This window comes from Streptomyces sp. NPDC101393 (assembly GCF_044767385.1).
Classification (GTDB): Bacteria; Actinomycetota; Actinomycetes; order Streptomycetales; family Streptomycetaceae; genus Streptomyces.
Window position 1 is genome coordinate 470,626 of the sequence record NZ_JBIWNU010000005.1, and the last position, 14,007, is coordinate 484,632.

Sequence of the window (14,007 nt, forward strand, 5' to 3'; positions counted from 1 at the left end):
GCGTCGGCATGAGCTTGGAGATGCCGGACGCGCTGAAATGGGTCGCCGCCCTTGTCGGTGGTGAGTGGCCCGAGGCGGACGAGGACAAGCTCTGGGATCTCGCCCAGAAGCACCGGGACTTCCGCGACGACATGAATGCGGCCGCGGACCAGCTCGAGACCGTGCTGCAGCAATTCCGACAGGGTGTCACGGGTGCCACGGCCGAGCAGTTCGCGGCGATGCTGGGCAAGCAGATCAAGAACAACAGGAATCTTGCGTCTGCGGCTGAGAGCCTGGCCGGTCAGCTTGACGACTACGCCACGAACATCGAGTACGCGAAGTACATGATCATCTCGATGATGGCCATGGTCGCGGTCGAGATTCCCCTCCTGATGTATTTCACCTTCGGGTCGGGGGTGGCGCCCCTCCTCGCCGGGGTTCGCATGGCGATCTGGGCGATCCTGCGGAACGTGCTGATCGGTGCCGCGGTCGGCGCGGGTGTCGGTGCCGCGTTGTCGGCGATTCTTCAGCAGATCCAGGTGGACCAGGGGCACCGCGCCAAGATCGACGGGTCGCTGGTGGGGATCGCTGCGGGGTCGGGTGCGATCAGCGGTGGGATCACCGGTGGTGTGTTCGGGGGCGCCGGTCTCAGCGCGGCCGGGCGCAGGATCATGAGCACGCTGCTGGGGAAGATGGCCCTGGGCGGTATCGGTGGCGCGGCGGGGATGGCGGCCAGCGATGCGGCGTTCAACATGGACGGCAATATCGGGCTGGGTTTCCTGGCGGGTGCGGTAGGTGGCGCGATCGCCCACATCCCGTCGGTGATATCGCCCAAGTTCAATTCCAAGTTCGACGAATCCTCGGTGAATACCAGGATCCCCAAGCTCGTCAATCCGCCGAAACTTGATTTCCCTGACTGGGGGGCCGGGTCGGGTAAGGGAGATTTCAAGGGCGGTATTTCGCCGGCGAACGACGGGCCCCTGACGGGCGGTGGCAGCCGGTCGCCGGGTGGCGGGAGTGGTGCGTCGACCAACGACTCGTCGGCGTTCGGCTCCAGCGGTTCTCCGTCGGTGGCCCCGGGCTCCGGCAACCGCCTCTCCGTGGACGCGCCCGCCTCGGGCACCGCGGGCGCGGGCATGCCGACGGGGTATCCGGCCTCGGAGGGGTTCGTTTCGGCGCCGGGCGGGGCGTCTGCCACGGCGGGTGAGGGTGCCGGTCGGGCGGCGACGGGCGGGTCCTCTGCCACGGGGAGCCGGGGGGCGCCGTCGGTGTCGTCGGCCGGTGCGGACCGGATGAGCGGGTCGGGCGTGTCGAGTCTTCGAAGTGGTGCGGGGGCGTCCGCGCGGGGGGATGTCTCCAGCGTCGGCAGCGACGAGGTGGCGCCGAACACCCGGCGGGTGTCCGAGACGTCCGGCGAGGGTCCTGCGGAGGAGTCGCCGTTCACGAAGGCTCTGAAGGGGGTCGCTGCGCCCGGCAGCAGCCGCGTGGAGTCGTGGCTGGACGGGCAGGGCGCCCCGGAGTCCCTGCGGAGCTCCGGCCCGCACGTGGAGGCCTCGCAGGGTGAGCGCCCCGCCGCTCTGCCGGGTTTCGAGGAGTCGAGGCCGCCGGCGGTCGGCCGGCAGGATCCGACTGCGCTCGGCGGGCCTTCGGAGCACGCGTCCTCGCCGGGGCAGAACGTTGCCACGGGCGATGGCCAGGGCACCGGGGCTTCGCCGCCTTCGCACGGGGTGAGTCAGCAGGGCCACGACGGGGCGCAGAGTGTCACGCCGGGGCGCACGGACCACGGGCCGGACCAGAGCGTGGTGGACGCGGGGCCGTCCTCCCACCAGGGCACGCCGGCCGAGCCGCAGGCGCCGGGGCAGCACGCGCCGGTCGAAGGAGCGCCCCAGGCACCGGGGCAGCATGCGGGCACGCCGGTGGAGGCTGCGCCGCAGGCGCCGCACCAGAACGCGCCGGTGGAGGCCGCGCCCCAGGGGCCGGGGCAGCACGCGCCGGTCGGGGGTGGGCCGCAGAGTGCGCGGCCGGTCGACGGCCCGGCCCAGAGCGCGCCGCAGGGTGCGGGTCACACCGGGCCCGACCTGGGCTCGCGACCGGTCCACGATGCGCCGGTGGCGGACCGGCCCGCGCGGCCGACGGATCAGGGCGGCGGCCCGGCCCAGAGCGTGACGGACCAGCCGGCGCGCTCCGCGGACCAGGGCGGTGCGGCGCACACCGGGACGGACCGGCCGGGGAGCCCGGAGCTGGGCGTCCCGAACCAGCCGTCGGGCTCTTCGGACCACACTGCGCCCGCGGGCGCACGGACGGACCAGGAGGCGCCGGGCCGGCCGCAGGCTCCGGACCGCGGCGTCCAGGAGCCGTCCTCGCAGTCCGTGGACCACGTCGGCTCGGACCGGCCCCCGTCGCAGGGCACGCACCAGGAGGAAGGCGGCGTGCCCGTCGGGCTCGCGGGCGGGGCGCCCGCCGGCCCCGGGGCACGGTCCGCCGAGCCGCCCGCGAGGGGGGCCGGAGCGACCACCCGGGACGGCGGGCCCGAGGACACCACCCACGCGAACAGCAGCCACGAGGTCCGTCCCTACCCCGGCTTCGGGCGGTCGGGCGGCCCGTCAGGGTCGGTGGAGGGGAGCGGCCGCCTCTCGGCGACCAGGCCGGCTGTCCGGCCCGCGGAGGGGCCGGCTGCGCCTGTGGGCGATCGGCCCGTGGACGGCACTCAGGTTCCGGGCCCGGCCCCGGTGCGGGGGGCGTCCGCGGGTGCGGGTGCGTCGCGTCCGGTGACCGGGTCCGGGGCTCCCCGACTCTCGGGAGACCGGCCGTCGGTGAGTGGCGAGGGTCCGACGCCGGGCACCACGAGGACGAGTGCGCCCGAGACGGGCGCGGTCGACTCCGCCGGTCAGCGGGGGCCGGCCCCCGAGACGCCGGCCACCACGAACGCGCCGGGCGGCGCGGCCGGGGCACGGCAGAGCGGCGACCACGAGGCAGGCGCCGACGGGGCGGCGACTCCCCGCGCCACGGCCGACAACCGGCCGGCCGGGGGCGCCCCGCACGAGGCGTCCCACGAGAGGCCGCAGGGGGCGTCGCACGAGTCGACGGATCTTGTCGTGGATCCGTTGGCGGAGAGCATCGCACGGGGGGAGCGCTGGCGGGCCTTCCAGACCGACCGGGATGAACGCACCGCGCGGTTGCTGGAGTTCGAGCGCGACAACAATCGTGCTCGTGCTCTGGACTCCGGTTACCAGAACTTCGCGCACAAGGACCTGTTCGGTGGCCGGGGGCTGCCGAAGGACAGTGTCGGTTACGCCCAGGCCGAGCGGGACTTCCACACGGCGGTCCTGGAGAGGTTCAAGAACGAGTGGAACGCCAGGGGCGAGGGCGGCCTCGACCGGGCGGACTGGGAGCGCAGCTACCAGGAGATCGCCGACCGCTCCGACCAGTACTTCGCCACCGCCGCCGCGCGTCATCGTGAACTGACGATCATGGACCAGGAGTTGGACCGTGCGGTCCAGGCGTTCAGGGAGCGCGACGACCTCGGTGACGAAGACTTCCTGCGCGAGTCCGAGGACGTTTCCACGAACATCGAGCACTACGAGACGGAGCATTTCAAGGATCCGACGTACGACGCGGACAACGGTCGCCCACGCCCCGGTGACGACGGGTATGTGCCCACCTCGCTGTCGCACCTGCGTGCGGACCACTTCGCGAAGGTGCGGGGGATCGTCGACCGTGCGCACGAGGCGTTCCCGGATGACGTGGAGGCTCGTGGCCGCCTGATCGAAAGACAGGCCGGCGCGCTGGTCGAGGATCTGCCGAAGCGGTTGGCGTCGCTGTGGGACGCCACCGGTGAGGTGGAGAAGATCAACGGGCTGGTCGACTGGAGGCTGGCGCCGGAGAACGAGATCGACGACGCCTACGGCGCTCCCACCGACATCGCGACGCGTGGCGTCGGGCACTTCGCCGACCGCGACCCGGTACACGGCGGGGAGCTGGATGGCGACGGACCGCAGGGCACGGCGACGGGGCCGGACACTGCCCCGGCTCCCGCGCCGGCACGGCCCGAGGGCGAGGCGAGGCAGGCGCCGGCCGAGGAGCCCGCGAACCTGCCGACGGACAAGGTCTCCTCGATCCTGGACGAGGCGAACCAGGCGCGGATGCGCCAGGAGCTGAACGAGGACCTGCACCGGTACTACCAGACCGGGCGTGCGCGGGCCGATGTCGACGGTGGCATCGATCCGGCGGCCCTGCGCAGGGCGGCGACGTTCGGGCGGGAGTGGCGCGAGCACGTCGACATGCAGATGCGGGCCCTGGAGGCCCGCGTCGGGCACGCGGAGTTCCGCCAGATCACCAACGCGCGGCTGCAGGAGCGCCTCCAGGAGGAGTTCCAGAAGTACGAGGACGATGCCTTCGGCTTCCGCGACCTGCCGGAGGACGCCCGGGAGCGGCTGTCCACGGAGCTGCGGGGCCTCAATGAGAAGGCGGTGGAAGAGCACTTCTTCCAGAACACCGCGGGCCACGGCTTCCGGGGTCCGGACTTTCGCGGGATCAAGCTCGACCGGTGGGACGGCGACGCGTCGCGTCCCGCGCGGCCCTATGACGAGCACCTCGCGAAGATCAACGACACGCTGGAGGCGCGCTTCGACCACGAGGTCGCGTTGCGGGAGCAACTGGAGCGCGCCGCCGAGGCCTACCACCCGCTGCGGCACGACTGGGAGCCCGAGCGCCCGCTGGACGAGAAGGTCGCCGAGTTCACCGGCGACGACTACCGCGCGGGGACGATCGAGGAATACGACCGCCTGTTCAAGCCGTACGAGCAAGAGCACAACATCAAGGCGTGGCTGGAGCACGAGAAGGCCGGCGGCGACGCGTTCGGCTCCACGCTGGAGTCGCTGCCCACCCCCGAGCAGCGGCCCTCGGGCGGCGCGGACGCGGGCCCGGCGACCGGCGACACCCCCGCCCCGCCGCGCGAGCCGGAGTCGGGGCGGACCCCGGCACCGGAGAGCGGCGCGGAGGGCGTCGACGCACCCATGGGCGAGGGGCCTCAGGTCGCTCCGGCGGCCGGCGACCGTCCCACGGCCACGGGCGGCGGGGAGCGCTCGGGCCAGGACGCCCCGGAGGGCGGTCTGCAGGCGCAGCAGCTGCAGGAGCGCCCCGCGGCGCCGCCCCGGACCACGGCGGTCACCCACGGCGAGAGTGTGCGGGCCTCGCGCGGCCCCGAGGAGGGGCAGCGCCCCGAGCCCCGGCCCGAGCAGGACTCCGCCCTGGAGGAGGCTGCTGCCGAGCAGGGTTCCGCCCCCGCGCCGGTTCAGGAGCAGGAGACGGTCGCCGCACCGCAGTTGAGCGAGACCGAGAGGGGGATCGTCGAGCGGTCGGGTACGTCGGGTACGGCGGAGGAGCGGGTCCAGGCGTGGCAGGAGTACCGGCAGGCTTCGGAGGACAACCCGAGGAAGGTCCAGCTTTTCCAGGAAGAGGTCCGGCGGCAGGGGGATGCGGCGGCGGCGTGGCAGCGCACGCGCGCGGCGTTCCTGCCGCATCTGGCGGCCAACGAGCTGAGGGACGCTGAGCAGAAGCTCCAGGGGTTCGGTGTCGATCCGGCGCAGGTGACGCGGCAGCTGGAGCAGGCGCAGGAGGCCGCGTTCGGGGGGATGCGGGAGCCCGCGCCGGAGTCGGAGGGCGCCGGCACGGTGATCGACGCGTTGCTGGAGGCGCCGCTCCAGGAGGAGCAGGCGGAGCACGGTTACCGGCCGCCGACGGTCGAGGACGTGCTCGAAGAAGAGATACCGGCCCCCGCGTCCCCGGACACGGAGGTGTTGCTGACCGACGGGCCCCGTCCCGAGCAGCCCGCCCAGGCCGCGCAGCAGCAGGAGACCCTGCAGCCTGTCGAGGCCGCGCAGCAGCAGGAGCCGCCGTCCGCCGCCCGGACCGAGACCACTGCCGCGCTGAGCGGCATGCGTACCGAGGCCGGTCAACGCGACGCCGCTTACCAGGAGTTCGAGGAGCGTCTGAGCGCTCACCCCGGCCTCGCCGGCGCCCCCCAGGTGGCCGGGGTCCGCGAGTGGTACGCCACGGCGCGGACGAGCGAGGAGCAGGGCGGCGTCCCCGGCGACCTGGTCGAGCAGCTCGACAACCGGCTGGGGGACGCACAGCGGGAGCACTCCGCTCACGCGGTGGCACAGAAGGGCTTCGAGCAGGTCGCCTCCGCGGTGCAGCAGAAGACCTCCTTCCGCGGGTGGTGGTTCCAGGGGACCCCGCAGGCCCAGCAGCTGGAGGCCGATTTCACGGCCGCCGCGGTGCCGTTGGTCGCCACGGCCCAGGGACAGCAGGACGCCGGGACCGGCCCGCTGGACGGGCTCGTCGAGGACTTCCGGGCGCGCTACGAGCAGGCGTACCAGGACTGGCGCACCGACGAGGCGGCGCACGCGGTGTTCGAGGCGGCCATCATGCCGTTCGGCAGTGACGGTGCCTCGGACATCGCCCTGGGGAGCAGGATCGGGGACCACGACGCGGTCGCCTGGTACGGGGACCACGTGCGCCCGCTGAAGCAGGACTTCGTCGAGCGCTGGAGGGCGGCGGGGCAGGACACCGCCGGCCGGCCCACCCCCGACCTGGCCCAGGCCCAGGGACAGCGCGACGCCGCGCATCGGCCCCAGGGCGAGCGGGACGCCCTCCGGCGGGACCTGCGCCGCAACGCCCTCGACCTCATGGCGCGGGCCAGGGCGGGCGGCCGCCTCGACCACGACCTGCAGGAGATCGCCGAGCGCCACACCGCGTTGCCCGCCTGGCACCCGAGGACGGCCGACTGGTACCAGCGGGAGCGCCGGGGGCTCCTCCGGGAGTTCACCGACGGGCTGCGCCGGCAGGGGCCGGGCGCCCGCGAGGTTCTGGCCTCGGACTTCCGACGGCAGCTCGACGCGATGTACCGGACCGGTGCGGAACGCGACCTCGCCCACCGGGAGTTCGACCGACTCGCGGCCGTCCAGGAGCCGGGTGGGACGGCCCCGGCCCGGCCCGAGACGCGGTCCTGGACGGCGGCTCGCACGAACGAGCTGCGCCGCGCCTATGTGCAGTCCCGGCTGGCAGAGCAGGCCGCCGCGCAGGCGGAGGCCTGGCGGAGCGAGGACACCACCGGGCGCCGGCCCGAGCTGGTACCGGCCCCGTCACACGTCGACGCCGACGACTGGCGCCAGGCGGCCTGGCAGTCCGAGCAGATCCGGCTCTACCGGAAGTACGACACCGAACTGGGCAGGGCAGCCGACGAGTTCGCCGCCGAAGAGGCGTCCCTCGCCCAGGTCTCCGCCGAGCACGGCACGATCGGGGAGCCGGCACCGTCGGAGAACCCGTACGTGCCCTCCGAGGACGAGCAGCACGCCGTCGACACCGCCTTCGCCACCTGGTCGCAGGGGGAGGAAGGGCGGCAGGTCCCCGAGCACCTGCACGACCAGGTGCGCGAGGGCGTTCTCCGCGACCCCGCCGGAGAGGTGTTCAGCGAGGCCGGGAACGCCCAGAACTCGCTGGGGAGGCTGGCCGACGCGTTCACCCGTGAGGGCGTGCGCCAGACGGTTCTGGACCGCGGGCGGCAGGCCCTCGACCGGATCGGCGCGTCCGGGCACGGCGCGGCGCAGGACCCGGCCGTCGCGGCCGCGGCGGCTCATGTGTGGCCCCTGCTCCAGCAGCGCCTCACGGCCGCCGTGGACGAGGCGCTGCCCGCCGGCGCCGGCCTCCGCGCCGACCCGCAGGAGACGGTGCGGCTCGGTACCCGGCTGTGGCGCGAGGCGTTCGGGCGGGCGAAGAGCGAGCTGGCCGCGCGCGTCCCCTTCGAAGAGGCCCGGCTCCTCCTCGACGAGCGCCTCACCGACATCGCGGCACAGCCGCAGGAGCACCTCGACGCCGGTGCCCACGCCCTGTTCGCCGCGTTCGAGGACACGGCACCGCGGAATCCGGAGGCCGGAGCCGACGCGGTGCGGCGTCCGCGGTTCGGTCCGGGCGACCTCCAGCTCTCCCCGCAGGGCTGGGAGTTGCTGCGGTCCTCGGCGCAGTCCGCGCTCGACGTGGCGTTCCGCGACACCTTCGACGGCGTCTCGCCGCACGACACCCGGCAGACGCAGACCGACCGCCTGGGCGACTGGCGGCAGAAGGCCGACACGGTGCTCGGCGGGCTGCCGGAGCGCGTCGCCCACCAGGCGCTCCGCGAACGTCTCGCGCAGGAGGCTCTCGTCCGGTCCGGCGAGGCGCTGGACGCCTGGCAGCCGCAGCACTCCCTGGGCCGGGACCTCGCTTTCGGCGACCTCGCCGACGCCCCCCTGACCGCCGACGGCCGCGCCGCGGTGCAGGGGAGCCTCGTCCGCGACACCCTCGACCTGTACGACGAGCACTTCCCCGGCGACACGGCCGGCACCGAGGACCTGAAGGACCGGATGGGGCCCTTCCACGAGGCCCTCGGGAAGCTGACCGGGCAGCAGGAGCTGGACCACCGCATCCTCCGCGTGGCCACCTGGGAGGCGGGCCGGGAGCAGGGCGGCCGTGTCTTCGCCGAAGCGCTGGACGCCTGGCAGGCGGACCACCCGCAGCACCCCCTCACCCCGGAGCAGGTCGCGCGGGTCCGCGCGGACCACGACGCGCGCGTACGGACCGCCTTCGGCTCGCTCGTCGGTCCCGCCCTCTCCCGGCCGCAGGGCCTGTCGGCCAAGTCCGGGCCGTGGCGCGCCGAACTGCGCGACATGGCCTCCGTCCTCCCCGACCACTTCGCCTTCGAGGTGGCGGAGGGCGCCGCGCTGCGCAGCGCGGGCGGGGCGTTCGCGACACTGCACGGCGACCGGCCGATCGCAGCGAACCGGCAGGAGCAGATGGCCGGGGACTTCCGCCGCGACTGGGTGACCGCCCGCAAGCTGGGAGCGCCCCGCACCCTCTCCGACTCGTGGGGCGCGAAGGAGGCGGCGACCAGCGACGCGTTCGGGGCGGGCCGGACCGCCGCGCGGCAGGAGCTGGAGCTCTTGATGCCGGAGGTCCGCAAGGAGCTGGCTCGGTTGGGGGGGAAGGGCGGGTACCGGCCGTCGCGGGACGAGGTCGCGCGGTTGAATGCCGGGCTGCCGGGCGATATCCGTGGGCGTTCGGTGCGTGTGCGGGGTGAGGCGATCGCGCAGACGATCGTGGACGGTGCCCCGACGAGGACGCGTGGTGGTGCGCCGGCGGGTGGTGGGTATGCGCCGTGGGGCGAGGGTCTGTTCGATTCGTCGGGTGCGGGTCCGTCGGGGGTGCCGGGGCGTCCTGAGTTTTCGCGTCCGCCGTCGGTGTCGAGTGAGTGGTATTCGTCGGATGATGAGAATCAGACGGATGAGGTGGCGTTCGGGGAGGCGTATCGGCGGTTTGCGCGGGAGACCACTTTCACTCCGCAGCCGATGGTGGGTTTCGGTGAGAGCGTGTATGGGCCGCGGCCGGAGGAGCTTCCGCTCGCGCGAATAGGTGAGCTTGCGGGTGGGTCGTTCCGGGTTGCTTATCGTGCGGATGTGGAGCCGTTGTTCCGGTGGGATGACCGTCCGCCGGAGGTGATTTTCGGTGAGGGGTTCCGTTCGCATAACGGTAAGCGTCCGATCAGTCTGCGCTTCTATCAGGTGGATCGTATTGAGACGGCGTTGGTCAGTACGACGCGTGATGGCACGTTCGCGGAGGAGGGCGCTCGTCCTGATTGGGTGACGGCGAACGGTGTTGCGTATCGGTACACGATCAATGCTCCGGGGGGCTACGATTTCCTGGGCAGCCTTCCGAAGCATGCGTATCCGAATCAGCAGGAAGTTGCTTTCTGGAAGGGTGTTCGGCCGGAGTTTGTTTCCAAGGTGACCGTCTTCGACGGTGACGGGAATGTGCTGGATATTCAGTGGAATCCGAATGCGGATGCGGCGGCTCAGGTCGAGGCGGCGAGGTGGCAGCGGGACCTTCAGCTGGGAGGTTTTGGTTCGGGTCCGTCGGTTGCGCCGACGGGTGAGCTGAGCCGGCAGGATCTTGAGTTCTTGATGCCGGATGTCCGGCGGGAGCTGGGTCGGTTGTTGCCGGGCGGGCAGTATGCGCCGTCGCGGGATCAGGTGGTGCGGTTGCATGCCGGGTTGCCGGCGTGGATTCTTCAGCAGCCGACGCGTGTTCAGGGCGAGGCGATCGCGCAGACGATCGTGGACGGTGCCCCGACGAGGACGCGTGGTGGCGCGCCGGCCCGTGGTGGGTACAGGCCGTGGGGCGAGGGTCTGTTCGGCCCGTCCGGTGCGGGTCCGTCCGGGGTGTCGGGTCGCCCTGCGTTTTCGCGTTCTCCGTCGGTATCGAGTGAGTACTACGACGAGGCGTCGGATGAGGAGCCGGCGGGTGAGGAGTATTTCCGGGACGAGTACACGCGGTTCGCGCGGGAGACCACTTTCACTCCGCAGCCCACGGTTGGTTTCGGTAGCAGTGCGTATGGTCCGCGGCCGGATCAGATTGTTGTTGCGCGCAGTGGTCCACTTGCGGGCGGGTCGTTCCGGGTTGCTTATCGTGCGGATTTGGAGCCGTTGTTCCGGTGGGACAGGCGTTCGCCGGAGGCGATCTTTGCTGAGGGGTTCCGACCGCACAACAACAGGCGCCCGACGAGCCTCCAGTTCTACCAGTCGGAGCTTATTGACACGGCGTTGGTGAGTGCGACACGTGACGGCACGTTCGAGGAGGACGGCGCTCGTCCTGCGTGGGCGACGGCGAACGGTGTCACGTATCGGTACACGATCAATGCTCCGGGTGGCTACGATTTCCTGGGCAGTCTTCCGCGGCATGCGTATGCGAATCAGCAGGAGATTGCCTTCTGGAAGGGTGTTCGGCCGGAGTTTGTTTCCAAGGTGACCGTCTTCGACGGTGACGGGAATGTGCTGGCTGTTCAGTGGAATCCGAATGCGGGTGCGGCGGCTCAGGTCGAGGCGGCGAGGTGGCAGCGGGACAGCCGCTACCTGGCTCCGGGTTCGCGTGTGTCGCCGGCGGGTCGGCTGAGCCGGCAGGATCTTGAGTTCTTGATGCCGGATGTCCGGCGGGAGCTGGGTCGGTTGTTGCCGGGCGGGCAGTATGCGCCGTCGCGGGATCAGGTGGTGCGGTTGCACGCCGGGTTGCCGGTGTGGATTCTTCAGCAGCCGACGCGTGTTCAGGGCGAGGCGATCGCGCAGACGATCGTGGACGGTGCCCCGACGAGGACGCGTGGTGGCGCGCCGGCGGGGCAGCTCGGCAGTCGCACCGAGATCCACGTGAGCGGTGGGCATGACGGCGAGCAGGCCGGGCGCCTCGTCGTCACGCAGACGTCGGCCTCCCGGTCCGAGGATCCGCAGGCGTCGTCGTCCTCCCGGCCGGCAGCGCAGACGTACGAGATCGACGCCGAGGGCGCCGTCACGCGTCCCGATGGACAGGTGCTGTACGCACACGGGTGGATGCGGTCCGGGAACGACTTCGTCCACGACCGGGGCGGCATGCTGCACGCGGGCAACGGGGTGTTCGACTTCTCCGTGCCTCCGGTGTCGGAGGACCCGGTGCCGGTGGACCCCACCGCGCCGACGTACACGCTGCGCGTGCTGCCGCCGCGCTACGGGCAGCTCAACGGCGGCGTCCAGCAGGCGGGTTTGGAGATGGTTCCGGAGGAGTCGGCCTCCGGAGCGCCCCCGGTCAAGATTCCGTGGCGCGTCGTGTGGGACGTACCGATCGACGATCCGGGTACGGAGAGGGGCGCCTCCGGCGGTCTCTCGGAAGCCGTTGCGGAGATCTTCTCGGAGGCCCCCGACGAGGGCGTGTCCACGAGCGGAACGTCGACGGCTGAGGCCGCCGGCCGGCCCCCGCGCGAGGAGCTGGATGAGCTGCTCCGCCTCACGCTTGCCGCGGAGGAGGCGCTTGCGACCGAGGCGGCATCGAGCAAGGCGGACAGTCAGACCCCGCAGACCTCGGACATCGGGGAGCAGTTCGACCTCGCCGTGGCCGAGGAGGGCGCGCCCGCGGCCGAGGCTGCGTCGGTCGAGACGGCAGCGGAGACCGACGAGGGTGTGGCTTCCACGCGGTCCCCGTCGGACGAAGCGGTCGGTCAGCCGTTGCGGGAGGAGCCGAGCCTCGACGAGCTGCTCCGCCTCACACTGGACGCGGAGAGCGCGCTTGCGGACGAGGCTGCGTCGGACGAGGCGGTCGGGCAGACCCCGCGGGGGGCGCGGTTCACCGGGAGCCTCGACCCGATTCCCGAGGAGGACGAGTCCGCGGCCGAGATCCCGTCGGACCGGGCGGGCAGCCAGACTTCGCGGACGTCGCGGTTCAGGGAGGACTTCGACGCCACGATGCCGGTCGAGGACGTCCCCGCCGCGCCGGTCCTGTCGGTGGACAGCGCCACCCCGCGCGGGTCCAAGTGGGCGTCGCGGCTGCGGCGACTGTTCCGCTTCCCGAAGTCCACCCGCCCCGCCCCGGACCTCGCGCTCGACATCACCCCCCGGCGGATCGAGGAGGCGCTGCCGGGCCTCCGCAACAGCGTCGTCGCCCCCGCCGGTCACCAGCAGGTGAAGACCGCTGGGGACACCGGTTGGAAGACCGAACCGGCCGACGGGCCCACTCGTGCGGCGTCCGACGCCCGGTCGCACAACGCAGCCGCCACCGGGGCACTGGTGACCGCCGAACCGGCGGCGCCCGCTGCGACGGCGGCCACCACCGATCCCCTGCCCACCGTGGTGGCCCGCCTCCGGCTCCCCGCCTACCTGGAGTCGATGGACGGGCCCGGCCTGGCCCGGTTCCACAGCCTGGACAATCTCGACTGGGTCGGTGAACGGGTGGAATCCCTCACCGGTGCCGACCACAAGCCGATCACCGACGCACTGGCGGCCGAGACCGGCTCGTTCGTCGGCGACGGACGCACCTTCCAGGTCCGGGGCAACAACGCCTGGCACGACGTGACCGTCAGCATCCGCCGCGCGTACGGCGAAACCCGGCCGTTGATCGCCGTGGTCGACGCAGAGCAGGGCAAGGGGCCGGACACCCTCACCGCCCACAAGACGTCCGCGGCCACGGCGCGCAGTAGCACCTCGAAGCGGGGCCTGGCCGTCAAGCTGGCCGCGACCACGGTGGTGCCGACCCCGGTCCCCGGTCTGCTCGCCGGCTTCTCGGCAGGCATCAATCTGTCGTTCGGCCAGACCGCGCGCACCACGGGCACGCAGGAGACCACGGCGCGGGCCCGCGCGCTCACCGGTTTCGGCGGTTCGGTGGACGTGCCGCGCAGGGTGACGGTCACCGTCCGGGTGCAGCAGGCCAAGGAGCCCCGGCCGCACATCTTCCGCCGGAACGGATCGGTGACCGCGGGCGTCCCGCTCCGCCTGCTCGTCCCGGCGGGGACACGGCAGGACAACGCGCCCTACTCGGAGCCGCTGTCGGCGGAGACCGAGCGCGCCGTGCGCTTCGCCGACTCGCTGGACGTGCTGACGGTCACCGGCGTCCGCGGCCAGTTCCAGGGCGGCAAGGGCCTGTTCGACGTCATCCGCTCGGTCACGCACCCGGCGCTCACCGCCCCCGGCGCCCCCGGGCGGGCGACCGCCTCCCGCCCCGGCACGATCCAGCAGCTCACCCAGGATCTGCCCGCCCTCTTCGAAGGGTGGACGGACTCCGACGAACTGGTGAGCAAGGGCGGGAGCGTGCGGGGCGGCTACCGGGCCAAGGCCGAGATCCTCCGGATCGCTCCGGCGTTCCCCGTCGCCGACCTGTTCTCCCAGCACGAGCGGCACTCCGACCGGCAGCGGAAGCTGGACGTCGGCGACAACTACGGCGGCGAGGTGGGGTTCGGACCGGCGATCGGTTTCGGGCTGATGGACGGTGGCCCCCAGTTCCGCGTCGCCGTGCGGCCCGGCGTGCTCTCCGCCGCTTCCCGCACGTCCTCCTCGAACACGGTCGCCACCCGGAGGACGGGGCCCCAGATCACCGGCCCTCGGGTGGTCTACCGGGCCCGGGTCCGGATCTCTGCGGAGGGAACCGGTGCTCGGTCCAGCGCGATGCGTGCGGGGCTCACCCCCGCCTCCGCGTACAAGGACG

The 14,007-nt window shown here is 72.6% G+C and carries 1 pseudogene (only partly in view); it reads left to right on the forward strand.

The features are described from left to right. Positions 1 to 8 precede the first annotated feature (8 nt). A pseudogene (locus ACIRQ7_RS18955) lies at positions 9 to 14,007 on the forward strand (hypothetical protein); its annotated part runs 38,295 nt beyond the window's last position; the annotation flags it as partial.